Raw genomic sequence first — 26,347 nt, forward strand, 5'->3', positions numbered from 1 at the left:
GCGCATACGCTTCGATCCGCAAAATTGTTCCTGCAGCGCATCAATTTTTTGCAAATGCACGGAACCCTTTTGCAACACCCATAAATCATGAAGATTTGTTAACCACTTGGCGTTCCGGTCATGGGCAGGTCACGGCCATGACCGGACCTGCGGCGCATTTCACCCACACCGGGAGCCGGTGCCGCCCGCCCGTCAGCGCCCGCCGTCACGCCTGGTCAGCGCCGCGACACAACTGGCGCGGTCGATCGCGCTGCCATCGGGTTCGCGCGCGTCGATATAGGTGACGCGCGGCTCGGCCCCGTCCTTGGGGTAGAGATAGGCGTCGAGGACGCAGAAGCGGCCCTGATATTGTAGCTTGCGCGCGGTCCCCTCGCGCACATCGGCATCGGCCGTGCCGAACAGCTTGGTCAGCCCGGCGGCGTCCTGCCCCAGCACCCGCTCCAGCCCGACGCTGGTATAGGGCACCGGCACCGGGACCATGCCGCCGGTGCGGACCGGCGCGGCGGTCTGCGGTACGGTACAGCCCGCCAGCGCGATCGGGGGCAGCAGCATCAGCGCGAATGGGCGGTTCATGCCTTACGTCTCATATGAAAGAAATGGGTCGCCATGCTCGCCCCCAGGACGGGGGCCAGCAGGTTCACCCCCGGAACCACGAACAGGGCGGCGGCGGCAAGCCCCAACAGGAAGCGCGCGGGTCCGGTCGCCTTGCGCCAGCGACGCATGGCGGCCCGGTCCATGTGCCGGGCCGCCACCATGTCGCCCAGATCGCGCGCGAGCAGCCAGCCATTGACGACCAGAAAGGCCGCCGCCGTGCCCACCCCGGTCGCCAGCAGCACGATATAGAGCGGCAGGAGGATCAGGTTGATCGCGATCACGCGCCCCGCCGACCCCAGCCCCATGGCGACCCCGCGCGCGAAGGGCACCGGTCGCGCGCTTGCCAGCCGGTCGGGATAATGGCGCGCCTCGACCGCGGCGACGATGTCGTCGGCGAACAGGCCGACCACCGCAACCGCCACGGCGCGAAAGGCGAGCCAGAAGGCCAGCAGCTCGACCACCACGGTCAGCGCCGCCGACCAACCGCCCGCCTGCGCCCCCAGCCACCCGCTCAGCGCCGCGCGCACGCCCCACCATAGCGCGATCCCGGCGCCCGCGAACAGGGCGAGCGTGACCGCCAGCGAGCGAAACAGCACGCGGCGGATCGCAGGATCGCCAAGCTGGGCCAGCGACAGGAAAAAGGCGCGGATCATGGCGTCGGGAATGGCGCGGGGCCAAGCCTCGAGTCAATGCGCGGCGGCGGCGTCCGCGCCTCCCTTGCGCGGGGGTAGCGCGCTGACTAGGGCGGCGGCATCATAGCTTTTTCCCGGAGTCCCTTTCTTGACCAACCCCACTTACGACGTGGTGGCGATCGGCAATGCCATCGTCGACATCCTCAGCCCGGCCGAAGATGACTTCATCGCCGAAAACGGCATGACCAAGGGCGCGATGCAGCTGGTCTTCTCGCCCGAGGAGGCCGATGCGCTTTATGCCAAGATGGGGCCGGGGCGTGAGATTTCGGGCGGCTCGGCGGCCAATACGCTGGCGGGGATCGCGGCGCTGGGCGGCAAGACCGCGTTCATCGGCCAGGTCGCCGACGACCAGCTGGGCGAGGTCTTCGCGCACGACATCCGGGCGGCGGGCGTCCGCTACGACACGCCGGTCCGCGCCGGACAGCCGACGACGGGCCGCTGCATGATCTTCGTCAGCCCCGATGGGCAGCGGACGATGAACACCTTCCTGGGCGCGTCGCACTACCTGCCCGCCCAGGCGCTCGACCGCGCGCTGATCGCCGATGCCGCCTATCTCTATATCGAGGGCTATCTCTGGGATCCCGAGGAACCGCGCGCCGCGATGCGCGCCGCGATCCAGGTCGCGCGCGAGGCGGGTCGCAAGATCGCCTTCACCGCCTCGGCCGAGTTCGTCATCGACCGCCACCGCGCCGATTTCCATGCGCTGATCGATGCCGGGCTGATCGACGTGATCTTCGCCAACGAGACCGAGATCGTCGCGCTGACCGAGACGGCGGATGTCGAGGCGGCGATCGCCTTCCTGAAGGACAAGGTCGAGACGCTGGTCGTCACGCTCGCCGAAAAGGGTGCGCTGGCGGTGCGCGGCGACGAGCGCGTGACCGTGCCCGCCCAGCCGGTGGACAAGGTGGTCGACACGACGGGCGCGGGCGACCTGTTCGCGGCGGGCTTCCTCCATGGCCAGACGCATGGCCGGGACCTGCAGGCCTCGCTGACCCTGGGCGCCGTTTGCGCGGCCGAGATCATCAGCCATTTCGGCGCGCGTCCGCAGGTCGATCTGAAGGCGCTCGCCGCCAGCCTGTAATCCGCCATCCTCCCCCCGGGCCTTGGCCTGGGGGAACGGCAGCGCCCCAAACAGAAAGGGCCGGAGGATCGCTCCTCCGGCCCTTTTCCATGGTCGTGAAACCGATCAGCGATCCAGCGGCCGGGCGACCTCCGGCTGCATCGCGGGGTCCTCGACCACGTCGATGATGCCGCGCCCGACATGGCTGCGCTTGCGGCTGTAGAGGAAGTAGATCAGCAGGCCGACCGCACCCCAGCCCGGCAGGACCAGGATCGCGATCAGCGGCAGCGAGAAGTACAGATAGGCGCACCCGATCATCGCGGCGGGGGCGACGATCCACACCGCCGGGGTGCGGAAGGGGCGCTTGCGGCCCGGATCGGTCCGGCGCAGCACCATCACCGACAGCGCCACCATGAAGAAGGCGAACAGCGTACCCGAGTTGGAATAGTCGGCCAGCTTGCCGACCGGCAGGAAGGCCGAGGCGATGGTCGCGGCGATGCCGGTGACGATCGTCACGACGTGCGGGGTCCGATAGCGCGGATGCACCGAGGCGAGCTTTTCGGGCAGCAGGCCGTCGCGCGCCATGGTGAAGAACACGCGGGTCTGGCCGAACATCATCATGAGCACGACCGAGGGCAGCGCCAGCGTGGCGGCCAGGCCGATCAGGTTGCCGATCTTTTCCCAGCCGATGGTGCGCAGCACATGCGCCAGCGCCTCGCGCGAGCAGGACAGCGGCTCGGCCGCGCCGCCCGCGACGATCGCCTTGCAGCGATCGGCCAGTTCCGAGGTGCCCGGCGACAGCAGGACGCCCGCGGCGTCCCGCACCGGCTGCGCGCCCAGCGGCGATCCGATCGCGCCCGCCGATACCAGCAGGTAGAAGATGGTGCAGAACAGCAGCGAGGCGATCAGGCCGATCGGCACGTTGCGCTGCGGATTCTTGGTTTCCTCGGCGGCAGTCGACACCGCGTCGAAGCCGACATAGGCGAAGAAGATCGACGCCGCCGCCCCCGCGACGCCGGTCAGTCCGGTGGGCATGAAGGGTTCGAAATGCGCGCCGTTCATGACCGGCACCGACAGCGCGATGAAAAGGGTCAGCGCGGCGACCTTGATCGCGACCAGGATCGCGTTCACGCGCGCGCTCTCGGTCGTGCCGACGACGAGCAGCCAGGTGACCAGCAGCGAGATGATGACGGCGGGCAGGTTGATGTAACCGCCCGAGGAGGGGCCGTTGACCCATTCCATCGGTATGTCGATGCCCAGCAGGTTGCGGATCTGCCCCACCACATAACCCGACCAGCCGACCGCGACGGCGGACGCGCCGACCGCATATTCCAGGATCAGCGCCCAGCCGACCATCCAGGCGAGCAGTTCGCCCATGACCGCATAGGTATAGGTATAGGCCGACCCCGCGACCGGCACCATCGAGGCCAGCTCGGAATAGCACAGCGCCGCCACCGCGCAGACGAAACCCGCCAGCACGAAGGACAGCATCATGCCCGGCCCCGCCTTTTGCGCGGCTTCGGAGGTGAGGACGAAGATGCCCGTGCCGATGACGGCGCCGATGCCCAGCATGGTCAGCTGGAACGCGCCTAGCGATCGTTGCAGCCCCTTCTTCTCAGCGGTCGCCAGAATGGCGTCCAGAGGCTTAACGCGCCCGAAAATCATGAATGTCCAATCCCCCCAAGGGAAGGGCCGCCCCGACAGGGGGCGCACCCGGCGTTCGGTGAATGATCCGGGAAGTTAGCTGCAATTTTATTACGCGCAATCCCTAAGACGCAGCCGATGCGGTCAGGGGAGGAGAAAGGCGTGCGTTTAAAGCCCTTGTCCCGGCAGGAGGAGGGGCAAGTGGCTCGATCAGCGCGCCAGCATCGGGCCGAGCGGCTTGCCCGCCAGGATATGGACATGGAGATGGGGTACTTCCTGCCCGGCGTCCGGGCCGATATTCGCCAGCAGGCGATAACCCGGCGCCACCGCGCCCGCCTCGCGTGCGACATGGCCGACCGCGCGGACGAAGCCCGCAATCTCCGCCTCGCTGGCGCGCGCCGAGAAATCGTCCCACGACACATAGGGGCCGCGCGGGATCACCAGGATATGCGTCGGGGCGTGCGGCGCGATGTCGTGGAATGCGACCGCCCATTCATCCTCATAGACGCGCTTCGAGGGGATTTCGTCGCGCAGGATCTTCGCGAAGATATTCTGGTCGTCATAGGGAAGCGTGGCGTCGATCGGCATGATAATCTCCGTGGGATCAGCGCGCGCGCGCGGCCTTTTCGTCGTGCCCCGATATGCCCTCGCGCCGCGCGAGTTCGGCGCGGACATCGTCCAGCGACAGCCCCGCATCGGTCAACAGCACGATCAGGTGGAAGAGCAGGTCGGCGGCCTCGGACACGATCTTGTCGGGCTGCGCCATGGCGGCGATGACGGTTTCCACCGCTTCCTCGCCCAGTTTCTGCGCGATCTTGGGCCGCCCCTTGGCGAACAGGCTGGCGGCGTAGGAGGTGGCGGCGTCGCCCTCGTCCCGGCGCGCGCGGATCGTGGCTTCGAGGCGGTCGAGCATGTCCATGGCGGCGTGGGTGGCGCAGGCGGCGGGCGGCGTCAATCCTTGCGCTTCCGGCGACGCAGCGCGCGCCGCAAAATCCAGATCGCGCCGATCGCGAAGACGAACAGCGCAATGTCCGACAGCTCGGGATGGCTGCGCAGGCGGACGACGCCGCTATGGCCATTGGCCGGGGTCATGATGGCGAGTGGCATGGGGGATGTTTAGCAGCCTGTTCGGCGGCGGTCATCGGGGGAGATTTTTTCACGCGAAGCCGAAGGTTTTTGGTTCGTGCGGAGGCGCGGAGGGTTTGATCTGGGGCGGGCGCTGGCCCGTGCCCCCGATGTGGAAAGGTCTCCCGCCCGAAAGCGATGGCTCCGCAACCCCACCTCCGTTCAGCCTGAGCGAAGTCGAAGGCCACGGGAGTCGGGCGTGCCAAAGGGCAAAGCGGGGCCGCCGCGTGACCAATCTCTCCGCGCCTCCGCGCGAACCAAAAAACCTTCGCGGCTTCGCGTGAATCTAATGAACCCAGACCTGCGAACCTGCTGCCGCAAGCGGTTGGTCCGCATCCTCCGACGGTTCGGAATGGCTGTGCAGGTCGACGACGCGGTTAGGGGCGTTGGCCGGGGTCGGGATGGCAAGTGGCCTGGGGGGAGCAGCTCTGTTCGGCGGCGGTCATCGGAGAGAGATTTTCACGCGAAGACGCGAAGCCGCGAAGTTTTTTTGGTTCGCGCGGAGGCGCGGAGGGTTTCGATTTGGGGCGGGCGCTGGCCCGCGCTTCGGACGTGGGAAAGTCTCCCGATCGAAAGCAATGGCGCCACAACCCCGCCTCCGTTCAGCCTGAGCGAAGTCGAAGGCCACGGGAATCCGGCGCGGCAAAGGGCAGGGCGTGCGCTTCGACTTCGCTCAGCGCGAACGGGGGACGGGATCGATCGAAGGCGCACCAAGCCGTCCGCCCGGAAACCAAATCCTCCGCGTCGTCGCGCGAACCTCAATGCGCCCGAACCGGCACCCCCGCCGCCGCGAGCGCGCGGTGGGCGTCCGCGATCGACGCATCGCCGAAATGGAAGATCGATGCCGCCAGCACCGCCGAGGCATGGCCGTCGCGCACGCCCGCGACCAGATCGTCCAGCCCGCCGACGCCGCCCGACGCCACGACTGGCACGCTGGTCCGGTCGGCGATGGTGCGGATCAGGTCGAGGTCGTAGCCACCCCGCGTCCCGTCGCGGTCCATCGAGGTGACGAGCAACTCGCCCGCGCCCAGTTCCGCCAGACGCAGCGCGTGCTCCACCGCGTCGATCCCGGTCGCGCGCCGCCCGCCATGGGTGAACACCTCCCAGCCATCGGCCGTCCGCCGCGCATCGATGCTGGCGACGCAGCACTGGCTGCCGAATCGCTCGGCAATGTCCGAGACGACTTCCGGGCGGCTGACCGCGGCGGAGTTGACCGCCACCTTGTCTGCGCCTGCCAGCAGCAGCGCCCGCGCATCCTCGGCGGTGCGCACCCCGCCGCCGACGGTCAGCGGCATGAAGCACACCGCCGCCGTCCGCCGCACCACGTCCAAGATGGTGCCGCGCGCCTCATGGCTGGCGGTGATGTCGAGGAAGCACAGTTCGTCCGCGCCCGCCGCGTCATAGGCGCGCGCCTGCTCGACGGGATCGCCCGCATCGATCAGGTCGACGAAGTTGACGCCCTTGACCACGCGCCCATTGGCGACGTCGAGGCAGGGGATGACGCGCGCACGGACGGTCATGCGGCCGCCGCCACCGACAGCGCCGCCGCCAGATCGAGCCGCCCGTCATAGAGCGCGCGGCCGGTGATGACGCCCTCGACCCCGTCCTGATGGTGGAGCGCCAGCATATGGATGTCGCCGATCCCTGCCACGCCGCCGCTGGCGATCACCGGGATGCGCACCGCGCGGGCCAGGTCGACGGTCGCGGGCACGTTGCAGCCCTTGAGCAGACCGTCGCGGCCCACGTCCGTAAACAGCAGCGACGCGACGCCCGCATCCTCGAACCGCCGCGCCAAATCCTCGACCGACACGTCCGACACGTCCGCCCAGCCGCGCGTGGCGACCATGCCGTCCTTGGCATCGACCGCGACGACGATGCCGCCCGGATAGGCCCTGGCCATGTCGCGCACGAAGTCGGGATTCTCCAGCGCCGCGGTGCCGATCACCACGCGCGAGACGCCCAGGTCGAACCAGCGCTCGACATTCTGAGGGTTACGGATGCCGCCGCCCAGCTGGACATGGCCGGGAAAGGCTTTGACGATCGCCTGTACCGCCTCGCCATTGACCGACTCGCCCGCAAAGGCGCCGTCGAGGTCGACGACGTGCAGATGCTGTGCCCCGGCCCCGGCGAACAGCATCGCCTGATGGGTGGGATCGTCGCCATAGACGGTCGCGCGGTCCATATCGCCCTCGGCCAGACGCACCACTTGGCCGCCCTTCAGGTCGATGGCGGGGAAGACGATCAGGCTCACGGATGCCACTCCAGGAAACGGGTGAGGAAGGAGAGGCCATAACGCTGGCTCTTCTCGGGGTGGAATTGCGCGCCGACCACCGTGTCGCGACCGATCGCGGCGGTGACGGGGCCTGCGTGATCGGTGGTCGCCAGCACATGCTCGCCGGTAAAGGCAAAACTGTGGAGGAAATAGGCCTCGCCCGGCACGATCAGCGGGTGGTCGCGCGTCGGGCGGACATCGTTCCAGCCCATATGCGGGACCTTGGCCGCCGGGTCGGAGGGGGTGAGCCGCGCGACCCGGCCGGGAATCCAGCCCAGTCCGCGATGCTCGCCCATCTCCTCGCCGGTGTCGGCGAGCAGCTGCATGCCCACGCAAATGCCCAGGAACGGGCGGGCACGGGTGAGGGCGACCTCGCGCAGCGCCTCTTCCAGCCCGTCGACGGCGCGCAGATTGGCCGCGCACGCTCCGAATGCGCCGACGCCCGGCAACACGATCCGGTCGGCCTTGGCGATCACATCGGGGTCGGCGGTAATGACGACATCGCTCGCCCCCGCCGCGCGCAGGGCATTGTCGACCGAGTGGAGATTGCCCGACTCGATGTCGATCAGCGCCAGCGTCACAGCATGCCCTTGGTCGAGGGGATGGCGTCGGCCTTGCGCGGGTCGATCTCGACCGCCATCCGCAGGGCACGGGCCAGACCCTTGAAGACGCTCTCGGCAATGTGGTGGTTGTTGTGGCCGTGCAGCAGCTCGACGTGCAGCGTGATGCCCGCCTCCTGCGCGAAGCTGTGGAACCAGTGCTCGATCATCTCGGTCTGGAGCGTGCCCAGCATCGGGTTGGTGAACGGCACCTTCCACACCAGCCAGGGCCGCCCCGAAATGTCGAGCGCGGTGCGGGTCAGCACCTCGTCCATCGGCGACAGCGCCTCGCCATAGCGATAGATGCCGCGCTTGTCGCCCAGCGCCTTGGCAAAGGCCTGTCCGATCGCCAGCGCGCTGTCCTCGGTCGTGTGGTGCCCGTCGATATGCAGGTCGCCCTCGACCTTGACCGACAGGTCGATCAGCGAATGCCGCGACAGCTGGTCGAGCATATGGTCGAGAAAGCCGATGCCGGTGGCGTTCTGATAGACGCCGGTGCCGTCGAGATTGACGGTGACGTCGATGACGGTTTCCGCGGTGGCGCGGTGGACGGAGGCGGTGCGCATGGCCCCTCCCTTAAACACCTATCCGTCCCATGCAATCTTGACCCGCGATCAAAGGCCGCTAGTCCAAGGGACATGACCGAAGGATTGCCCGACAGCCTCATCCCCTATGACGACATCGTGCAGGAGGCCCTGCGCGCCGTGGTGGGGCGTGTACTCGGCCCGGTGGCGGAGACGGGGCATCTGCCCGGCACCCACCATTTCTACATCACCTTCAAGACCCAGGCGCCGGGCGTCGACATCCCGCAGCGGCTGGTCGAGCGATTCCCGGACGAAATGACCATCGTCCTCCAGAATCGCTTCTGGGACCTGACGGTGGACGAGAATCGCTTCTCGGTCGGCCTCAGCTTCAACCAGGTGCCGTCCAAGCTGGTGATTCCCTATTCGGCGATCACCCGCTTCCATGACCCGGAAGTGCAGTTCGAGCTGGGCTTCCATGTCGCCGACGATCCCCAGGGCGATCCCGATCCGCATGATTCGGCCGAGAATGACGAGCCGGTCGCCAAGCCGGTCGAGGACGGCAGCAACGTCGTCGCGGTGGATTTCAAGCGGAAGAAGTAAGGGCGCGCAGAGGCGCGGAGGACGCAGGGACGTCCCGCGCCTCGCAAACGATGCCGTCTTGCCGACGGTCCATAGGGCAGGGCTGAAAACGCCACGGCGCGAACCCCCTCCGCGTCCTCCGCGCCTCCGCGCGAACCAAAATTCTTCTTTTCCCGGCGAAGGCCGGGGCCCGGTTTCCGCCAACGCGATATGGCAGGATAGCATCGCGGGGGGGGGGGGGGGGGGGGGGAGGCCATCTCCCAGCGCCAGCGATGATTGGCCGCAACGGGACGCCGGCCTTCGCCGGGATGGGCTTTGAGTTGTGATGCCGGGGTGACTACATCAGCGGAACCCATCCCGTATCTGGTGAGTCCCTCTGCCCATGACCCAGACCCGCACCGAAACCGACTCGATCGGCCCGATCGAAGTCCCCGCCCACGCCTATTGGGGCGCGCAGACCGAGCGGAGCCTCGAGAACTTCCCCTTTGGCGCGCGCGAGCAGATGCCGATCGGCATCGTCCATGCGCTGGCCATCGTCAAAAAGGCCGCCGCACGAATCAATCGCGGGCACGGGTTGGCGGCAGAAAAGGCCGATGCGATCGAGGCGGCGGCGCAGGAGGTGATCGACGGGCGGCATGACGACCAGTTCCCGCTGGTCATCTGGCAGACCGGCTCGGGCACCCAGTCCAACATGAACGCCAATGAGGTGATTGCGGGCCGCGCCAATGAAATCCTGACCGGCACGCGCGGCGGCAAGAGCCCCGTCCACCCCAATGACGATGTGAATCGCGGCCAGTCGTCCAACGACACCTTCCCGACCGCGCTGCACGTCGCCGCCGCGCTGGCCGTGACGCGGCAGCTTTATCCCGCGCTTGACCGGCTGCACGCCGCGCTGGATGCCAAGGCGAAGGAATGGGATTCGATCGTCAAGATCGGCCGCACCCATTTGCAGGACGCGACCCCGCTGACGCTGGGCCAGGAATTTTCGGGCTATGTCCAGCAACTCGCCAATGCCCGCGCCCGGATCGAGGGGACGCTCCACCGCAATATCCTGCCGCTGGCGCAGGGGGGTACGGCGGTCGGCACCGGGCTGAACGCGCCGCATGGCTTTGCCGAAGCGATCGCCGCCGAGATCGCCGAGGCGACCGGGCTCGACTTCGTCACCGCGCCCAACAAGTTCGAGGCGCTGGCGAGCAATGACGGGCTGGTCGACCTGCACGGCACCTTGAATGTCCTCGCCGTGGCGCTGACCAAGATCGCCAACGACATCCGCCTGCTGGGCTCGGGCCCGCGCTCGGGGCTGGGTGAGCTGGAGCTTCCGGCCAACGAACCGGGCAGCTCGATCATGCCGGGCAAGGTCAACCCGACCCAGAACGAGATGCTGACCATGGTCGCCGCGCAGGTGATCGGCAACAATGCCGCCGTCACGGTCGGCGGGCTACAGGGTCATCTCGAACTCAATGTGTTCAAGCCGTTGATCGGTGCCAACGTGCTGCGTTCGATCCATTTGCTGTCGGTCGGCATGGAGAGTTTCGCCGAGCGCACGGTCGAGGGCATGACCGTCAATCGCGACCGGATCACCGACTTGCTCGACCGCTCGCTGATGCTGGTGACCGCGTTGGCCCCGGAGATCGGCTATGACAATGCCGCCAAGATCGCCAAGCACGCGCATCACAAGGGGCAGACGCTGAAGGAAGCGGGGCTGGAACTGGGGCTGGTCGACGAAGCGACGTTCGATCGGGTGGTGCGGCCGGAGTTGATGCTGGGTCGGTGAGGGATTCCCTTGGGCTTCGACTTCGCTCAGCCCGAACGGGGGTTCGGGGATGCTTCCTCGCTCCGTTCAGCCTGAGCGAAGTCGAAGGCCACGCCCCGGCGCTACCGCTCGATCCTACCCCTTCGCCGGATAGGCGGGCAAGGCGAGCCGATACCGGATCGCCGCCCCGCGCAGGGCGAATCCCGCCAGCGCGGCGATCGGCCCGGCTCCCGGCACGCCGAGCGCGCTGAGCAGCACATAGCTGGTCGAGGCCAGCGCGGCGGCGGTGACGTAGAGTTCGGGCCGCATCAGGATCGACGGCTCCCCCGCAATCACGTCGCGGATGATGCCGCCGACACAGGCCGACACCACGCCCAGCATCGCGGCCGGGATCGGCGAGATGCCATAGCCGCTCGCCTTGGCCGCGCCATAGACGGCATAGGCCGCCAGCCCCACCGCGTCGAACCAGTCGAGCGCGCTGCCCCGCCACCAGCGCGCGGGCGTCGCCCAGACCGCGACGGCGGCGACCAGGCAGACGAGCGGCACGCGCGGATCATGCACCCAGAAGACCGGCGCATTGAGCAGCAGGTCGCGCAGCGTGCCTCCGCCGACCCCGGTGATCAGCGCGAAGAAGACCAGCGTTACCATCGTCTGACGATGCCGGGCCGCAGCCAGCGCGCCCGACACGGCAAAGACGGCCAGGCCCGCCAGGTCGAGCCAGGGCATGACGGCGGGCAGCATGGCGGTCGGTTCGGGCAGCATCGCGCGACCCTAGAGCGACGGGCCGGGGTCGAAAAGGGCGCGGCGAAGATGAATGCGGCGTTATCTCATGTTCATGCAACGGACAGTAGAATGCGGACGTTACGGCATCAGATCAAATTGGAAGGATATATCTCATGCGCAAATTGATGCTTGCTCTGGGCTGCACCGCCATGGTCGTCCCCTCGCTGGTCCTGCCGGCCACCGCCGCCGATGCGCAGCGCCGCTACAAGTATCGCGAATGGCGTGACGATCGCGGCCGCGTCCGCTGCCGCAAGCCGGACGGCACCACCGGCCTGGTCGTCGGCGGCGTCGCGGGTGCGCTGCTGGGCCGCACGATCGACACGCGTGGCGACCGTACGCTGGGTACGCTGGGCGGTGCCGCCGTGGGCGCGCTGGCCGGTCGTGAGATTGAGCGCGGCACGAGCAATCGCCGCTGCCGCTGATCCGACGGCGCATCGGGCTCTCGAAGGGGCGCCACCTGCGGGTGGCGCCCTTTTTCGTGGTCGGGCGAGCAGGGCGCCTGTCCCTTCGGTGAACGGCAAGTAGTTTCCGGTTCACGCAACAGTTTGAAAGATGACGGGTTTTATCCGCATCATCATCGGGAGTTGAGTTATGCGTATCGCTCTGTTGTCGGTTGCCATGGCCGCCACAGCATTTACCGCCCTGCCTGCCGAAGCGCAGCGCAATGGTTGGGACGCGCGGCAGGAATATCGCGAAGACATTCGCGACGCGCGCCGGGACTATAATCGCGACGTCCGCAACGCCGATTCGCGCCAGGATATTCGGGATGCCCGCCGCGAATATCGCGAGGATGTGCGCGATGCGCGCAAGGATTATCGCCGCGACATGCGCAATGTCCGCTGGCGCAACTACGACTATAACCGGTTCGAGCCGGGCCAGCGCGGCTATTATCCCGAGCGCTATTATCGCGACGGCCGCTTCTATCAGCCGCGTACGCTTGGTCGCAACGACCGCATCTATCGCGGCATGAACGGGCGCTATTATTGCCGCCGCAACGACGGCACCACGGGGCTGGTGATCGGCGGCTTGGCGGGCGGCGCGCTGGGCAATGTGATCGCGGGCGGCGGATCGCGCCTGCTGGGCACGGTGATTGGTGCGGGCGGCGGCGCGCTGCTGGGGCGGCAGATCGACCGCGGTCAGGTCCGCTGCCGCTGATCGGGCGGCCCGAACGTCAGGACGGCCCGGCGGGGACACCCGCCGGGCCGTTTTGCCTTTAGATCAGGCCGCCGCCCAGCATCAGGCGCAGGCCGAAGATCAGGATCAGGATCAGGTTGAGGTTCCGCCCGCTGCTGCGCGACGACAGCGCGCCGATCGCCGCGCCGACGATCGCGATGGGGATGACGAACCAATAGCCCCAGGCGAAGAAGGGCAGGAACGGCACGATCCCGAGCAGAAGCGCGACGAGGCCGATGACGATCGAGAACAGGTTCAGCATGGAATCAAGATGGAGACCGGCCATGCGATTCACAAGTCGCAGCGAAGCTCATCCCGTCACGGGACGGCGGCGGCGGGCGCGTTAACGACCGGCTGGGATCGTCATGCTAGGGGTGACGCCATGATTGCCGTGTCGCCGCGAATCCTGATCCCGCTTGTTTGTCTGCTACTTGCCGCCTGTGGCGGCGGCGCGTCCGACGACGATGCGCAGCTGAACGCGCTCGACAACGAACTGGCCGCGATGAACGATGGCAGCCCGGCGCGCGATCCGCAGCTTCGCGAGGCGCTGGCGGGGCAGATCATGGTCGATCCCGGCCTGACCCAGAGCGCCAACGCCAATGCGGTGCGCCCGCCGAATCGCCTCGTCACCGACCAGCTTCCCGCGATGCCGCCGCCCGCCGATCCGGTCGATGCGCGCACGCTGAAGGCCGCGCCCGCGCCGACGCGCGATTGCCCCGAATGCCGTGCCTCGACCAAGGCCTACACGCTGGCCGCGCTGGCGGGGCAACAGGCGCGCAATGCCGGATGCTTGTCGGGCCTGCGTTATGCGGCGGGTTGGGCCGGGCGATTGCCGGGGGCCTTCGCACCCTATCCGGGCAGCCGGCTGGCGGAGGCGGCGGGCAACGACGCCCCTGGCTGCGGCTTGCGTATCGTCAGCTTCCGCGCCGGGGGCGGGGTGGGCAAGGTCGTCGACTATTATTACACCCGCGCCGTCCAGGCGGGCTATACCGCCGAGCACAAGATGGACGGGACGCAGCATGTCCTGGGCGGCACGCGCGGCGAGGCGGCCTATATCCTCTATGCGACCCCCCGTGCGGAGGGCGGCAGCGATGTCGATCTGGTGGTCAAGGGCGGCTGATCGCTTGTCCTTTGCGCATCGCGCGGGGTTGCGCTAGGGAAAGCGGATTATGTCACCGCTTCTTCTCGTGATGCTGGGCGGCGCGCTGGGCTCGGGGGGACGGTATTTGACGGGGCGGGTGCTGACCGATGCACTCGGCCCCGGTTTTCCGTTCGGCACGCTGGCGGTCAACTGGATCGGATGTCTCGCCATGGGCGTGCTGGCCGGGGTGCTGGCGCGCATGGGGGGCAGCGAAGGCTGGCGGCTGTTTCTGGGCGTCGGGGTGCTGGGGGGCTATACGACCTTCTCGGCCTTTTCGCTGGATACCATCACGCTGATCGAGCGGGGGCAGGGGGCGATGGCGCTGGGTTATGTCGCGCTGTCATTATTGGGTTCGCTGGCCGCGCTGTGGGCGGGGCTATGGATGACGAGGATTTTCGCATGACGGACTTTGTCCGCCAATTCACGGTCGGCTATGACGATGACGGCATCCGGCTGGATCGCTGGTTCAAGCGGCATCTGCCCGACACCAGCTTCACCACCGTCGCCAAATGGGCCCGCACCGGCCAGCTGCGCGTCGACGGCGCGCGCGCCACGCCCGGCGACCGGATCGTCGCGGGCCAGGTCCTGCGTGTCCCGCCCGCCGAGCCCGCCCCCGCCGAAAGCAGCAAGCCGACCATGCGGCCGCGCAACATCCTGTCCGAGGACGAGGAGTCGTTCGCGCGCGAGATGGTGATCCACAAGGACCGCGACGCGCTGGTCCTGAACAAGCCGCCGGGCCTGGCGACGCAGGGGGGGACCAAGACGACCACCCATGTCGACGGCCTGCTCGACGCGCTGCAATTCGAGGCGGAGGGGCGGCCCAAGCTGGTCCACCGGCTGGACAAGGACACGTCGGGCGCGCTGCTCGTCGCGCGCAATGCCCGCGCGGCGGCGTTCTTCGCCAAGGCGTTTTCGGGGCGCACCGCCAAGAAGATCTACTGGGCGCTGGTCGTCGGCGTCCCCTCGATCGAGGACGGCACGATCGAACTGCCCATCGCCAAGCAGCCGGGCACCGGCGGCGAGAAGATGCATGTCGACGAGGAGAACGGCCAGGCGGCGCGCTCGCGCTACCGGGTGATCGAGCGCGCGGGCAATCGCTGCTGCTGGGTCGAGCTGCAACCCTTTACGGGGCGCACCCACCAGCTGCGCGTGCACATGGCGGCGATCGGGCACCCGATCGTCGGCGACGGCAAATATGGCGGCGCGGCGGCATTCCTGACCGGTGGGATCAGCCGCAAGATGCACCTGCACGCCCGGCGCATCCGGGTCGACCATCCCGATGGCGGCCGCATCGACCAGACCGCCGAACTGCCCAGCCATTTCGCCGAATCGATGAACCAGCTGGGCTTCGACGAGATTCGCGGCGACGTCCTGCCCCAGGACGAGGATCGCGGCCCGCCGCCCAAGGACGTGCTGAAGCAGCGCGCCAAGGCGCACGCCAAGCAATATCGCAAGGAACGTCGCGGCGAACGGCGCGGCCGGGGTTCGCGTTCGTAGACGCCTGCGGCGAAACACGGTTTGCCAAGAATATGGAGAGCCCCGCCGACCCAAGGTCGACGGGGCTTTCTTTCCATTCAGGCGCAGGGCGCTTGCCCTCCGCCTTCGCGATTAACGGCAGTAACCGGGATTGTTCGACTTTTCGATCGCATGACCGGCCAGCGCACCTGCGCCGCCGCCCAGGATCGTGCCGAGCGTCCGGTCACCGCGCGTGTCGATCGTCCGGCCCAGCAGGCCGCCCGCGATCGCGCCGACGATGGTGCCGGTGGTGCCGCTGTTGCAGCGCTGCGGACCACGGTTGTAATAGCCGCGGTCATAGCCGCCGCGACGGTCGTAATAGCCACGGTCATAGCGCGGGCCACGGTTGTAGCCGTCATAATAGGCATCGCCATAGGCGCGCTCATAGCGGTCGCCATAATAACGCTGCGCCGAGGCGGCGGTCGGAACCATCGCCGTCGCGCCGACGGCAAGGGCAGCGGCTGCGAGCGAGAGCTTCTTGAACATCGTCTTCTCCCTTGATCTTCAATCCGGCGGCGAAGGGACCAATCCCGTCGTCGTTGATGCTCTTCTGCCCGATTCGCCATGATGCGATGCTGAATGCGTTTGTTAGCTATCGTTCATGGAAGAGGGCGCTTCCCCCGCCGCGACCTTGCCGATAGGACGGGCCGATGACGCGCCCGCGCCTTGCCCTGTTCGATTGCGACGGCACCCTTGTCGACAGCCAGGCCAATATCTGCCTTGCCGCCGTCGAGGCGTTCGCCCTGTCCGGCCTCACCCCACCGCCCGCGCCAGCGATCCGCCGGATCGTCGGGCTGAGCTTGGTCGAGGCGATGCGCGTGCTCGCCCCCGACCAGCCCGACGAGGCGCATCACCGGCTGGCGAGCGATTACAAGGCGGCGTTCTTCCGCCTGCGCACCGAAGGCGCGATGGCGCCCGAGCCGCTGTTCGACGGCATCCCCGCGCTGCTCGACCATCTGGCGGCGGAGGGGTGGCTGATGGGCGTGGCGACCGGCAAGTCGGACCGGGGGCTTGCCCGCGTGCTGGCCGAACATGGCCTGGCGCATCATTTCGTCACGTTGCAGACCGCCGATCGGCACCCCTCGAAACCCGATCCCGCGATGGTGTTCGCCGCCATGGCCGAGACGGGGGTGGCCGCGGCGGACGTGGCGATGATCGGCGATACGAGTTTCGACATGGCGATGGGCAAGGCGGCGGGCGCCTTCGCGGTCGGCGTGGCCTGGGGATATCATGACGTGCACGAACTGGTGAATGCGGGCGCGCAGGTCGTCGCGCAGGACGTGGCCGACCTGCCTGCGCTGCTGGTGCGGGCATGAGCGCGGATAGCCGCGCGCGGCGGCACTGGTTCATCATCATGGGCGTCCGCCTGATCGGCGTGGCGGGGGCGCTGTTCGGCATCGTGCTGGCCTCGCGCGGGGTGGCTTGGCCGCAAAAGGCGCTGGGCGTCGCCATCGTCCTGTCGGCCTTGGCGATGATCGCGGTCGTGCCCGCCGGTTTGGCGCATCGCTGGCGGAGTGGTGCGGAATGAAGCGGTTCTGGACGAATGTCGGCGTCGATGCCGATCGGGTGGTCCGGCTGGACGATCGGCCGGTGCGCACGCCGGGCCGCGCGCCGCTGGCCTTGCCGACGCCCGCGCTCGCCGAGGCCGTGGCGGGGGAATGGCGCGCGGTCGAGGAGACGGTGGACCCGCGCGCCATGCCGTTGACCGGGCTGGCCAATGCCGCGATCGACCGCATCGGCGCGGACCCGGCGCCCTTTGCGCAGGGGCTGGCGCGCTACGCCGAAACCGACCTGCTCTGCTACCGCGCCGACTCACCGCCCGAGCTGGTCGAGCGGCAGGACCGGGTGTGGAACCCGCTGCTCGACTGGGCGCGCGATCGCTACGACGTGCATTTCACCCTGGTGAGCGGGATCATGCACCGGCCCCAGCCCGATGCGACGGTCGATCGGCTGGCGCAGGCGGTGGCGGCGCTCGATGCCTTCCGGCTGGCGGCGCTGTCGCCGGTGGTGACGATCACCGGCTCGCTGGTCCTGGCGCTGGCGCTGCTGGAGGGCGCGGCGGAGCCCGATGCAGTTTGGATCGCCGCGCATGTCGACGAGGATTTCCAGGCCGAGATATGGGGCGAGGACTATCTCGCCATCGAGGCACGCGAAGGCAAAAGGCGCGAGTTCGACGCGGCGGTGCGGTTTCTGGCGGCGCTGGGGTAGGGGTGTGGGCTTCGACTTCGCTCAGCCCGAACGGGGGCGGGGCGCGAGGAGAGGCTTTCTGCTGGCATGCCACGCCCGCCGTTCGCACGGCGCGAAGGCGCAGCGTGCGCCCGGCACCCACCCCGTAATTACTTCGTGGTCAGCTTCCGGATGAATCCGATCAGTCCGGTCTGACGCGAACGCTTCAGCCGTTCGGCCTGGAGGATGGTCTTCACCCCCTGGAAACACTGTTCGACATCGTCATTGACCAGGACATAGTCATAACCGTCCCAGTGGCTGACCTCGTTGGTCGCACGGGCCATGCGCGCGTCGATCACCGCCACCGAGTCGGTCGCGCGGCGCTCGAGTCGCTGGCGCAGTTCCTCCATAGAGGGGGGGAAGATGAAGACGCGGACCACGTCGCCGCCCGCAATCTGGAACAGCTGCTGCGCGCCCTGCCAGTCGATGTCGAACAGCACGTCCTTGCCGGCCGCCAGCATCGCCTCGACCTGCGCGCGTGGCGTGCCGTAGCGATTGTCGAAGACATGCGCCCATTCCAGGAACTCGTCATTCGCCACCATGTGGCGGAATTGCTCGAGATCGACGAAGTGATAGTCCTTGCCGTCCTCTTCGCCGGGACGCATCGGACGGGTTGTCGCCGACACCGACATCTGAAGACCGGCATCGTCCGCCAGCAGCTTGCGCGCGATGGTCGACTTGCCTGCGCCCGAGGGCGAGGACAGCACGAACAGCATGCCGCGGCGCTTCAGCTTGTGGGGATCGTCGGGATTGGCGGGCGAATTGGGCATGGCTGCCTTTGACGCACGCCACCGCAGCGCGTCAAGCCATGGCTGACGTGCTGCGACAGGTCGAAGGCGATCGGGCGCGTCAATAGCGCGTGGCGGTCGCCTTGCTGGCCTTGTGGCGGTCATAGGCCTTCTTGGCCGCATAGCCGCCGCCGAGCAGCAGGCCGAGCGGGCCCAGCCGCCGCATGCCGCCCACCGCCAGCGCGCCCAGCGCGGCACCCTTCAGCCCGCCATTGCCTTCGCGACGGCTGACTTCACGCCCGACCAGCGCACCGATGATTCGTCCGATCATTGCACCTCTCCAAAAACCCGGTTCTTGAGCTCGCCCGCGCCGCGCAGCACCACCCAGCCCACCGCATAGGTGATGGCCAGCGGCAGCACGACCTTCAGGACATTGGCGGTCACCGCGCCGATGATCGCGCCGTCGGCGACGCCATCGTCGCCCGACAGGCCATCGATCGCGGAACCGACCAACGCGCCGATAGTGGTTGCACCCATTGCTCTGCCCCTCATTGCTCAAGGCAGGAAAAGCGCGGGAGGGGCGATGGGTTCCGTGCGCATCGGCGGTCCTGCGCGCGACGTGATCTTCAGCCCTTGGCCGCGACCTTGGCTTCGATCGCGTCCCAGATCATGGCGGCGACATCGGTGCCGTCGAATTTCTCGATCGCGACGATGCCGGTGGGGGAAGTGACGTTGATCTCGGTCAGCCATTCGCCGCCGATCACGTCGATCCCCACGAACAACAGCCCGCGCCGCTTCAGCTCCGGCCCCAGCACCGCGCAAATCTCGCGTTCGCGCGCGGTCAGCTCGGTCTTCTCCGCCGAGCCGCCGACCGCCAGATTGGAGCGGATCTCACCCTCGCCGGGGAGGCGGTTGATCGCGCCTGCGACCTCGCCGTCGATCAGGACGATCCGCTTGTCGCCCTTCGCCACGGCCGGGAGGAACGCCTGCACCATATGCGGTTCGCGATATGCGGTGTTGAACACCTCGATCAGCGCGGACAGGTTCGCGCCATCGCGCCCGACCTTGAAGATCGCCTTGCCGCCATTGCCGTGCAGCGGCTTGATGACGATCTCGCCATGCTCGGCCAGGAACGCGCGCGCCTCGTCCAGCGAACGAGTGACGAGCGTCGGCGGCATGAATTGCGGGTAGTCGAGGACGAAGACTTTTTCCGGCGCGTTGCGCACGCTGCGCGGATTGTTGACGACCAGCGTCTTCTCGGCGACCCGCTCCAGCAAATGGGTGGCGGTGATATAGCCCAGGTCGAAGGGCGGGTCCTGGCGCATCAGCACGACATCGGCCTCGTCGCCCAGGTCGAGTTTCACCGGCTCGCCGAAGCTGTAATGATCGCCCGCGACCCGCTGCACGGTGACGGGATGCGCCTTGGTCCAGAGATGCCCGTCCGACCAGTTGAGGTCGCCGGCGTCATAATGGAACAGCTTGTGTCCCCGTGCCTGCGCCGACAGCATCAGCGCGAAGCTCGAGTCCCCGGCGATATTGATCTGGTCCATCGGGTCCATCTGGACAGCGACGGTCAGCGGCTTGGACATGGGGAGCGTTCCTTCCTTCGGACGGGTCTTTGGCAGGGAGGTAATCCTTCGCCCGGCCCCTGTCACCCGCGCGTCACCCGCACCAGGCATTTTCGATGTGACGCGGCCGCGTACCCGGCGCGAGCAGGATGACGTCGACGCGGATATCGTCGCTCGGCCCCGCATAGGTCGCCATCAGGATTTCCGCCGCCGCCGCGACCCGTGCCAGCCGCCGTTCGTCGATCGCGAAGTCCAATTCCGCAGCGGTCTTGCGCGTCTTGACCTCGACAAAGGCGACCAGCGATCCGCGCCGCGCGATCAGGTCGACCTCCCCCGCAGGCGTGCGGACCCGGCGGTCGAGAATGGTCCAGCCCTTCAGCCGCAGCCACCATGCGGCCAGGCGCTCGCCGCGTCGGCCCGACTCTTCGGCGGCGCGGCGGTTCCGGCGGGGGCGAGGCGGAACGAGCGACATGCGTCCCTGCTAACCCATGACCCGTTGGTCAGGCGAGGCTTTCCTCTGGCGACACCAGCCATTCCAGGGCGGATTCGGACGTTTCGAAGATGCGCAGATAGGGTTGCTTCATCAGCCGCAGGATCTGCTGCCGTGCGATCGCGCTGTTGGTCACCATGCCGATGCGGCGGGCGCGCGGGAAATTGCGCATATTGTTGTGCACGACCATGACGGAATCGGACGGCTGGACGCGGATGACGCTCATATCGACGCGCAGGAGATAGCCGGGCACGAAGCCGCTGCGCCAGAAAGCGTCCGTCAGCTCATGGGCATAGCGCGCCGCGATCTCGGGCGTGAACAGCCCTGTCCAGCGTATGTCCAGCAGGTTGATGTCGTGATGAAAGTCGAAGGCGTACATGAGGGAGCGGCTCCTGGCCCCGCCATGCGCCTGCGTCCCTTAGAAATTCCCTAACGCCGCATCCTAATCGTTTGAATCCTCGCTCTTCAGTGCCAGGGCACGGGCGTAGAGCGCCTTGCGGTCCAAGCCCAGCGCCTTGGCCACCTCGCTCGCCGCGCGGCCGACCGGCAGGCGGGTCAGCGCCTCGGCCAGCGCGGCGTCGGCATCCTGCTCGGTGGCGGGCGGGGCCTCGCCCGGCGGCGCGACGACGATCGCGATCTCGCCCTTTGGCCCACCCTCGGCATAGCGCGCGGCGAGGGTCGAGAGGGTGCCGGTCACCGCCTCCTCGAACTTCTTGGTGATCTCCCGCGTCACCGCCGCCTCGCGGTCACCCAGCCCTTCCGCCAGCGCGGTCAGCGTCGCGGCGAGGCGCGGCCCCGATTCGTAGAGGACCAGGGTCGCGCGGATCCCGGCGATTTCGGCGATCGCATCAGCGCGTGCCTTTTCCTTGGGCGGCAGGAAGCCCGCGAACAGGAACCGGTCGGTCGGCAACCCTGCCAGGGTCAGCGCGGCGATGGCGGCGCAGGGGCCGGGGATCGTCACCACCGCATGCCCCGCCGCGCGCGCATCGCGCACCAGCTTGTAACCCGGGTCCGAGATCAAGGGTGTCCCGGCATCGGACACCAGCGCCACCGCCTGGGTCGCCATGCGCGCGATCAGACCGGGGCGGACATGCTCGGCATTGTGGTCGTGATAGGGCTGCATGGGCCGCTTGACCCCGATATGGCGGAGCAGACCGGCGGTCACGCGGCTGTCCTCGACGGCGATGACATCGGCGTTTGTCAATATGTTGGCGGCGCGCGGCGACAGATCGCCGAGATTGCCGATCGGGGTCGCGACGATGTACAGCCCGGGTTCGAGAGTGTGTTCGGATTGGGTCACGGGGATCGTCATGACAGAGGCAGGGCTGTTCGTACAACCGGGGGCCGCAGATTCGGGCGGCTCGCAATTTCACGGCTGGCGGATCGGGCGCGGCCTGGCGCTGGCGACGACGCTGTTCCTGGGAGCGTGCCAGACGATCGTCCCGCGCGGGCCCGTCGAACAGCCCCAGACCCGGCCCGTGCCCACGACGCCGCGCCCGTCGACCGAGGTCGAGCACGGCCTGCCGCGCGACACCGCGCGCCACCGCGTCGCGTTGCTGGTGCCGCTGTCGGGTGCCAATGCGGGCGTGGGCCAGTCGATCGCCAACGCCACGATGATGGCGCTGCTCGATGCGCAGGCGGACACGATCCGAATCACCAATTACGACACCGCGAACGGCGCGGCGGCGGCGGCGCAGAAGGCGATCGCCGAGGGCGCGCAGCTGATCCTGGGGCCGCTGCTGTCCGAGGATGTCCGCGCGGTCGCGCCGGTCGCGCGGGCGGCGCGGGTGCCGGTCATCAGCTTTTCCAACGATGCCGGGGTCGCGGGCGGCGGCACCTATCTGATGGGCTATACGCCCGCCCAGTCGATCGACCGGGTGGTGGATTTCGCGCATGAGCGCGGCGTCACGACCTTTGCGGGCCTCGTCCCCAACGGCCTGTATGGCGAGCGCGCCTCGACCGCCTTTCTCCGCGCGGTCGAGGGGGCGGGGGGGCAGGTCGTCTCGCTCCAGCCCTATGGCCGGGTCGCGGGCGGGATCGCGGCGGCGGCGCAGCGGCTGAATGCCAAGGCGCCCTATGACGCGGTGCTGGTCGCCGATGGCGGCGCGGCGGCGGCGGCGGCGGCCCCGATCCTGAAGCGCGGGTCGGGCGCGAACACGCATCTGCTCGGGACCGAGCTGTGGAACTCCGAATCGGGGATCGCCGCGCGCGCGCCGCTGAACGGGGCCTGGTTCGCCAGCGTGTCGAACACGCTCTACCGGCAATATGCGACCAAATACCGCGCCCGGTTCAGGACCGCGCCCTATCGCCTGTCGAGCCTGGGCTATGACGCGGTCCTGCTGACCGTGCGGATCGCCCGCGACTGGAAGATGAACGCGCCGTTCCCCGAGACCCGGCTGCGTGCGTCGGACGGTTTTTCCGGGATCGACGGCGCCTTCCGCTTCGGCCGCGACGGCGTGGCCGAACGCGCGCTGGAGGTACAGGAAATCCGCGACGGCACCACGATCACCGTATCCCCCGCCCCGACCGGGTTTGGGGAGTGATGTCTTCCTGATCAAAAAAGGCCGGGACGATCGCTCGTCCCGGCCCGAAGTCGAAGCCTGTCTGCGCCAATACGGCCCAGACAGGCTTCGGGGGTAAATCAGAAGGCGTATTGGAACTGGAACCGGGCGTTGCGACCGGCCTGGTAGCCGGTGATCGTCTGGTAGTAGATCGACGCCGTACCTGCATTGTTGGTGCCGAACTCGTTGAAGTTGCTCGGCGTCTTCAGGTTCAGGAAGTTGAAGACGGTCAGACGGATCGTCGCGTTGGAGCGACCGATCGGCAGCTTCGTCGAGATGTCGAGATTGTCGGTGAACAACCAACGGCCATCGAATGCCGTGCCGCGCCGGACCAGCTGGACCGGGTAGGCGGTGTTCGGATCGGTGTTGATCGAGCCGTCCGGCTTGACCTGGCAATAGGCACCCGCCGCGCCATAGGCACGCGCATAGGGGTCAACATCGAGCGGCACGCGGCCGATACAGCCATATTTGCGCGGCGCGGTGGCCGAGAAGCTAAAGCCGAAGTTGAACCAGCCCAGCTGATAGCTACCGAACAGCTTGAAGACGTGACGGCGGTCGTTCGGCGTATAGCCGTACATGCCGCGCGTCAGGCCGGGCTGGTCGAAGTCCTGGGTCAGACCGGTGTCGCTCTGGCCGTTGTCGCTCTTCACGCCGCCTTCATAGTTGCCATAGGTCTTGCCATAGACATAGGACCCTTCGAGGCTCCACACGCCGTCGAACTCACGCCAGGCGCGGAAGGTCATTGAGCGGTGGAAGCGCTGCGCCTTGGGATAGCCCAGTTGTTCGGCAGTAAAATTGACGGTCCGAGGTGTGGTTTCGCCGTTGATCGGATCCGACAGGGTGATTGGGCCACCGCGACCCGGATTAATCAGGACATACTGGTGGAATCCATTCCAGATATTGCCGCAGCCCGAGATGTTCTGCGCCTTGCAATAATTGTTGACGGCCAAGTCAATCGCCGCGTCTTCCAGCACTTCGTTGAGCTGGGTGACGGTCAGATAGGCGTTGAACCGCCAGCGATCGACCCGCTTTTCATAGCCGATGATCATTTCGTCGGCCGATTGCGGCTTCAGCCCTTGCGCCACGACGCTGCGCGTGTCGGGAGCGCGGCCGGTGCCGGTCACGTCGCAGTTGCGGATGCCCGTATCGGGACACGCTGCCGCACCCGCATAGAGTACCGGTGCGCCCAGGATCGGAATGTTGTTGCCATCCAGGCCGTTGAACACGTTGGTACGCGTGTAATATGTTTCACCACCAGCCAGGCGGATATTGGTGTTGGCGGCCACGGGGATGAACAGACGGCTGAAGCTGGCATAGATCTTGTCGGTCTGGTTGCCGACCGGATCGAAGGTCACGCCGATGCGCGGACCCCATTGGTTGCCCGACTTGTAGAAGACGGCTCCATCGCCATTCTTGTTCTGGAACCGATCGAGACGCAAGCCGAGATTGAGGTTCAGCCGGTTGTCCATCAGCGACCAGCTGTCCTGCGCATAAAAGGCGTCGTTGCGCGAGGCGAAGCCGCCACCCGACGCATAGGTCCACTGGCGGACATAGTCGGTACCGATCGGCAAGCCATATTGGTCGCCCGCACGGGTACGGAAGATGGTGTAGCCGATGCCACCGCCATTGCCGAGGGTCTGGACCTTTGAGGACAAGTCTTCGCGGTCATAGCCGAAGCGGACATGGTGAGCGCCGAGTGCCTTGAAGTAGACATCGACGTCGGTGCGATAGAATTTGCGGACGTCCTCGGCCGACTGGATCGCGCCACCGGGATTGGTCAGGTTGATCGGCGAGTCTGTGCGCGAATCGCTGACCGGCGGCAGATTGGTGCCGAAGCGGTTGATCGACTGGCCGAAGCTGACATTCTCGTTACGACCATAGGCCGCCGACACCGTCAGCCACTTGCTCATCACGCCGGTGTAGCGGCCGACATAGTTCTTGCCGCCGTAACGGCCATAGCTCTGCCCCTGATATGGCCCGTCGACTCCAGTCACCGGGTTCCAGCGATTGGCCACCGAGTTGGTGTTGCCATAGGTGCGGGTCGTGCCCTCGCCCGAGGTGTCGAAATAGGTGAATTCCAGGCGTTGGCCGTTGGTGATGACCGCGTCGATCTTGCCGCCGAAGAAGGGAGAGGTGGTACGGTAGGCGTAACGCGAGGTACCGAGGAAGGTGTTGGTTGCCGGGAACCACTGACGTCCCGCAGTGATCGAGCTGATGTTGCGCGACTGATACAGGCCGTAGAAGAACAGGTGATCCTTCCACAGCGGACCCGACAGTTCCGCCGTCATCGATGTGGAATCATAACGGCTGTGTTTGTTGTCCGAATAGATGGTGTCCTTGGTGGCGCTCATCAGTTCGTTGGGGCTGGCGGTGAAGATGATGCCGCCATGGAATTCGTTCGAACCCGACTTGGTGGTCGCGTTGATGAAGCCGCCGGTCGAACGCCCGAACTCGGCCGCATAGCCGCCGGTCTTGGTTTCCACCGTCTGGTAGAAGTCGAACGGAACCGTCACCGCGTACAGGCTCTTACGGAAATCGGTGATGTTCAGGCCGTTGACGAAGAAGGCGTTTTCGGACACCGCCGCGCCGTTGATCGACGGCAGGCCGCCAAACGCACCCGCGCCCGCATTGGCGCCCGGCGCCAGCAGGATGACCGATTGCAGGTCGCGACCGACCGGCAGGCGGGTGGCGATGTCGGCGACGTCGATGACCGCGCCGGTCGTGGTGCTGTCGAAGTCGGAGGTGCGGATACGCTTGCCCGACACCATGATCTCGCCCGCATTGCCCTCGACCTCGCCGCCGAGCGCGAAGCGGTTCGACGACGATCCGGCGCGCAGAGCCACCTTTTCCTCGTTATAGGTCGTGAAACCCGGCGCGGTGATCGTGAAGCTGTAGGTGCCTGGCGGAAGTTCCGGGATCTGATAGCTGCCGTCGCGATCGGTCTTGACGCTGCGGGTAAAGCCCTGCGCATCTGACGTGACGGTGACGGTCGCGCCCGCGATCGGCTTGCCCGATGCGTCGGTGACCTGGCCGCTTGCGATGACGTTGACATAGCCTTGGGCGGCGGCGGGCGCCGCCACGACGGTCAGGCTGGAAACGGCGACGATCCCGGCCGCTGCGGACAATAGGATGCCTTTGCGGCGACGCCGCATTGCTTCGATCCCCATCGATGTAAATCCCCCTTCATCGTGCCCGCCCGTTTATGGGTCGGACACCAGATCAAGGCCTGAACCTGTTCTTCAGGCCTCTGTCCGGCATCTAGGCAGAGCGCAAAACCGGGGTCAATATAGTATAATATATTGTATTATTGATCTAAAGCA

Annotated in this window: 33 protein-coding genes; 12 read left to right on the forward strand and 21 right to left on the reverse strand. The window is 67.2% G+C overall.

The window, feature by feature from the left end; all coding sequences use genetic code 11:
• Positions 1-192: 192 nt before the first annotated feature.
• Together QE363_RS05575 and QE363_RS05580 are read right to left on the reverse strand one after the other, a co-directional pair.
• Positions 193-573 carry a hypothetical protein gene (locus QE363_RS05575; RefSeq protein WP_309692901.1) on the reverse strand — a complete coding sequence of 127 codons (381 nt, stop codon included), beginning with the start codon at positions 571-573 and terminating at the stop codon, positions 193-195.
• On the reverse strand, positions 570-1,247 hold the full coding sequence (locus QE363_RS05580; protein WP_309692904.1) for an EI24 domain-containing protein: 678 nt from the start codon (positions 1,245-1,247) through the stop codon (positions 570-572). Before QE363_RS05580 ends, QE363_RS05575 begins: the two co-directional genes overlap by 4 nt.
• Before the next feature lie 127 nt (positions 1,248-1,374).
• On the opposite strand from QE363_RS05580, the gene QE363_RS05585 reads away from it, so the two are divergent.
• Entirely contained in the window at positions 1,375-2,367 is a 993-nt protein-coding gene (locus QE363_RS05585; protein ID WP_309692906.1) for an adenosine kinase, read from the forward strand.
• A 105-nt stretch (positions 2,368-2,472) separates the two neighbouring features.
• Here the strand turns inward: QE363_RS05585 and QE363_RS05590 are convergent, their stop codons facing one another.
• The 8 genes from QE363_RS05590 to hisB all read right to left on the reverse strand — a co-directional run bounded on the left by QE363_RS05590 (position 2,473) and on the right by hisB (position 8,552).
• On the reverse strand, positions 2,473-4,011 hold the full coding sequence (locus QE363_RS05590) for an amino acid permease (RefSeq protein WP_307103046.1): 1,539 nt from the start codon (positions 4,009-4,011) through the stop codon (positions 2,473-2,475).
• Positions 4,012-4,200: 189 nt separating this feature from the next.
• Complete coding sequence (locus tag QE363_RS05595; protein WP_309692911.1) at positions 4,201-4,578, reverse strand: histidine triad nucleotide-binding protein; 378 nt, start codon at positions 4,576-4,578, stop codon at positions 4,201-4,203.
• A gap of 16 nt (positions 4,579-4,594) precedes the next feature.
• Positions 4,595-4,909, reverse strand: a complete 315-nt coding sequence (locus tag QE363_RS05600; protein WP_307104744.1) for a phosphoribosyl-ATP diphosphatase — start codon at positions 4,907-4,909, stop codon at positions 4,595-4,597.
• Positions 4,910-4,941: 32 nt separating this feature from the next.
• The gene (locus QE363_RS05605; RefSeq protein WP_309692914.1) at positions 4,942-5,097 is read right to left on the reverse strand and encodes a hypothetical protein; all 156 of its coding nucleotides are present in this window, start codon (positions 5,095-5,097) and stop codon (positions 4,942-4,944) included.
• A 776-nt stretch (positions 5,098-5,873) separates the two neighbouring features.
• Positions 5,874-6,635: an imidazole glycerol phosphate synthase subunit HisF gene (gene hisF, locus QE363_RS05610; protein ID WP_307103052.1), complete on the reverse strand. Its 762-nt coding sequence runs from the start codon at positions 6,633-6,635 to the stop codon at positions 5,874-5,876.
• Positions 6,632-7,366: a 1-(5-phosphoribosyl)-5-[(5-phosphoribosylamino)methylideneamino]imidazole-4-carboxamide isomerase gene (gene hisA / locus QE363_RS05615; protein ID WP_309692917.1), complete on the reverse strand. Its 735-nt coding sequence runs from the start codon at positions 7,364-7,366 to the stop codon at positions 6,632-6,634. Before hisA ends, hisF begins: the two co-directional genes overlap by 4 nt.
• On the reverse strand, positions 7,363-7,968 hold the full coding sequence (gene hisH / locus QE363_RS05620; RefSeq protein ID WP_309692920.1) for an imidazole glycerol phosphate synthase subunit HisH: 606 nt from the start codon (positions 7,966-7,968) through the stop codon (positions 7,363-7,365). Before hisH ends, hisA begins: the two co-directional genes overlap by 4 nt.
• Positions 7,965-8,552, reverse strand: coding sequence for an imidazoleglycerol-phosphate dehydratase HisB (gene hisB / locus QE363_RS05625; protein ID WP_309692922.1), 588 nt, complete (start codon positions 8,550-8,552; stop codon positions 7,965-7,967). Before hisB ends, hisH begins: the two co-directional genes overlap by 4 nt.
• Before the next feature lie 72 nt (positions 8,553-8,624).
• Here hisB and QE363_RS05630 point away from each other — a divergent pair, with 72 nt between their 5' ends.
• Positions 8,625-9,110 carry an SspB family protein gene (locus QE363_RS05630; RefSeq protein WP_261269238.1) on the forward strand — a complete coding sequence of 162 codons (486 nt, stop codon included), beginning with the start codon at positions 8,625-8,627 and terminating at the stop codon, positions 9,108-9,110.
• A 361-nt stretch (positions 9,111-9,471) separates the two neighbouring features.
• Complete coding sequence (gene fumC, locus QE363_RS05635) at positions 9,472-10,863, forward strand: class II fumarate hydratase (protein ID WP_309692927.1); 1,392 nt, start codon at positions 9,472-9,474, stop codon at positions 10,861-10,863.
• 114 nt (positions 10,864-10,977) lie between these two features.
• On the opposite strand, the gene QE363_RS05640 is transcribed toward fumC, so the two are convergent.
• Positions 10,978-11,604 (reverse strand): trimeric intracellular cation channel family protein, encoded by a 627-nt coding sequence (locus tag QE363_RS05640; RefSeq protein ID WP_307103064.1) that lies wholly within the window; start codon positions 11,602-11,604, stop codon positions 10,978-10,980.
• A 134-nt stretch (positions 11,605-11,738) separates the two neighbouring features.
• Between QE363_RS05640 and QE363_RS05645 the strand changes: the two genes are divergently transcribed.
• Entirely contained in the window at positions 11,739-12,047 is a 309-nt protein-coding gene (locus tag QE363_RS05645; RefSeq protein WP_058715332.1) for a glycine zipper 2TM domain-containing protein, read from the forward strand.
• Between the two features lie 169 nt (positions 12,048-12,216).
• A complete protein-coding gene (locus QE363_RS05650) occupies positions 12,217-12,780 on the forward strand; it encodes a glycine zipper 2TM domain-containing protein (protein ID WP_309692937.1) in 564 nt (187 codons plus the stop codon).
• A 58-nt stretch (positions 12,781-12,838) separates the two neighbouring features.
• Here the strand turns inward: QE363_RS05650 and QE363_RS05655 are convergent, their stop codons facing one another.
• Positions 12,839-13,084: a hypothetical protein gene (locus QE363_RS05655; protein WP_307103069.1), complete on the reverse strand. Its 246-nt coding sequence runs from the start codon at positions 13,082-13,084 to the stop codon at positions 12,839-12,841.
• 96 nt (positions 13,085-13,180) lie between these two features.
• On the opposite strand from QE363_RS05655, the gene QE363_RS05660 reads away from it, so the two are divergent.
• Genes QE363_RS05660 through QE363_RS05670 form a run of 3 tightly spaced genes read left to right on the forward strand, consistent with a single transcriptional unit; the run spans position 13,181 to position 15,436 of the window.
• Entirely contained in the window at positions 13,181-13,918 is a 738-nt protein-coding gene (locus tag QE363_RS05660; RefSeq protein WP_309692941.1) for a hypothetical protein, read from the forward strand.
• 49 nt (positions 13,919-13,967) lie between these two features.
• On the forward strand, positions 13,968-14,342 hold the full coding sequence (gene crcB / locus QE363_RS05665; protein ID WP_307103073.1) for a fluoride efflux transporter CrcB: 375 nt from the start codon (positions 13,968-13,970) through the stop codon (positions 14,340-14,342).
• Complete coding sequence (locus QE363_RS05670; protein ID WP_309692944.1) at positions 14,339-15,436, forward strand: RluA family pseudouridine synthase; 1,098 nt, start codon at positions 14,339-14,341, stop codon at positions 15,434-15,436. The genes crcB and QE363_RS05670 overlap by 4 nt, the downstream gene beginning before the upstream one ends.
• A gap of 111 nt (positions 15,437-15,547) precedes the next feature.
• Here the strand turns inward: QE363_RS05670 and QE363_RS05675 are convergent, their stop codons facing one another.
• The gene (locus QE363_RS05675) at positions 15,548-15,940 is read right to left on the reverse strand and encodes a glycine zipper 2TM domain-containing protein (RefSeq protein WP_307103081.1); all 393 of its coding nucleotides are present in this window, start codon (positions 15,938-15,940) and stop codon (positions 15,548-15,550) included.
• 164 nt (positions 15,941-16,104) lie between these two features.
• Between QE363_RS05675 and QE363_RS05680 the strand changes: the two genes are divergently transcribed.
• Genes QE363_RS05680 through QE363_RS05690 form a run of 3 tightly spaced genes read left to right on the forward strand, consistent with a single transcriptional unit; the run spans position 16,105 to position 17,662 of the window.
• Positions 16,105-16,770 (forward strand): HAD-IA family hydrolase, encoded by a 666-nt coding sequence (locus QE363_RS05680; RefSeq protein ID WP_309692948.1) that lies wholly within the window; start codon positions 16,105-16,107, stop codon positions 16,768-16,770.
• A complete protein-coding gene (locus QE363_RS05685; protein ID WP_309692951.1) occupies positions 16,767-16,982 on the forward strand; it encodes a hypothetical protein in 216 nt (71 codons plus the stop codon). Before QE363_RS05680 ends, QE363_RS05685 begins: the two co-directional genes overlap by 4 nt.
• A complete protein-coding gene (locus tag QE363_RS05690; RefSeq protein WP_309692954.1) occupies positions 16,979-17,662 on the forward strand; it encodes an ATP12 family protein in 684 nt (227 codons plus the stop codon). The genes QE363_RS05685 and QE363_RS05690 overlap by 4 nt, the downstream gene beginning before the upstream one ends.
• 128 nt (positions 17,663-17,790) lie before the next feature.
• On the opposite strand, the gene gmk is transcribed toward QE363_RS05690, so the two are convergent.
• The 7 genes from gmk to rsmI form a co-directional block, all read right to left on the reverse strand.
• Positions 17,791-18,450 carry a guanylate kinase gene (gene gmk / locus QE363_RS05695; protein WP_309692957.1) on the reverse strand — a complete coding sequence of 220 codons (660 nt, stop codon included), beginning with the start codon at positions 18,448-18,450 and terminating at the stop codon, positions 17,791-17,793.
• A 79-nt stretch (positions 18,451-18,529) separates the two neighbouring features.
• A complete protein-coding gene (locus tag QE363_RS05700; protein WP_309692961.1) occupies positions 18,530-18,739 on the reverse strand; it encodes a hypothetical protein in 210 nt (69 codons plus the stop codon).
• Entirely contained in the window at positions 18,736-18,945 is a 210-nt protein-coding gene (locus QE363_RS05705; RefSeq protein WP_309692963.1) for a hypothetical protein, read from the reverse strand. Before QE363_RS05705 ends, QE363_RS05700 begins: the two co-directional genes overlap by 4 nt.
• 89 nt (positions 18,946-19,034) lie before the next feature.
• Complete coding sequence (gene gshB, locus QE363_RS05710; RefSeq protein WP_309692966.1) at positions 19,035-19,997, reverse strand: glutathione synthase; 963 nt, start codon at positions 19,995-19,997, stop codon at positions 19,035-19,037.
• Positions 19,998-20,070: 73 nt separating this feature from the next.
• Positions 20,071-20,448 (reverse strand): YraN family protein, encoded by a 378-nt coding sequence (locus QE363_RS05715; RefSeq protein WP_307103098.1) that lies wholly within the window; start codon positions 20,446-20,448, stop codon positions 20,071-20,073.
• A gap of 28 nt (positions 20,449-20,476) precedes the next feature.
• Entirely contained in the window at positions 20,477-20,845 is a 369-nt protein-coding gene (locus QE363_RS05720) for an STAS/SEC14 domain-containing protein (protein WP_307103101.1), read from the reverse strand.
• Between the two features lie 63 nt (positions 20,846-20,908).
• Complete coding sequence (gene rsmI / locus QE363_RS05725) at positions 20,909-21,778, reverse strand: 16S rRNA (cytidine(1402)-2'-O)-methyltransferase (protein ID WP_309692972.1); 870 nt, start codon at positions 21,776-21,778, stop codon at positions 20,909-20,911.
• On the opposite strand from rsmI, the gene QE363_RS05730 reads away from it, so the two are divergent.
• Positions 21,777-23,009, forward strand: a complete 1,233-nt coding sequence (locus tag QE363_RS05730; RefSeq protein WP_373424675.1) for a penicillin-binding protein activator — start codon at positions 21,777-21,779, stop codon at positions 23,007-23,009. The genes rsmI and QE363_RS05730 overlap by 2 nt on opposite strands.
• Positions 23,010-23,107: 98 nt before the next feature.
• Here QE363_RS05730 and QE363_RS05735 read toward each other — a convergent pair whose 3' ends face one another.
• On the reverse strand, positions 23,108-26,194 hold the full coding sequence (locus QE363_RS05735) for a carboxypeptidase regulatory-like domain-containing protein (protein ID WP_309692975.1): 3,087 nt from the start codon (positions 26,192-26,194) through the stop codon (positions 23,108-23,110).
• Positions 26,195-26,347 lie beyond the last annotated feature (153 nt).

The sequence above is a fragment of the Sphingomonas sp. SORGH_AS_0870 genome, assembly GCF_031453175.1.
Classification (GTDB): domain Bacteria; phylum Pseudomonadota; class Alphaproteobacteria; order Sphingomonadales; family Sphingomonadaceae; genus Sphingomonas.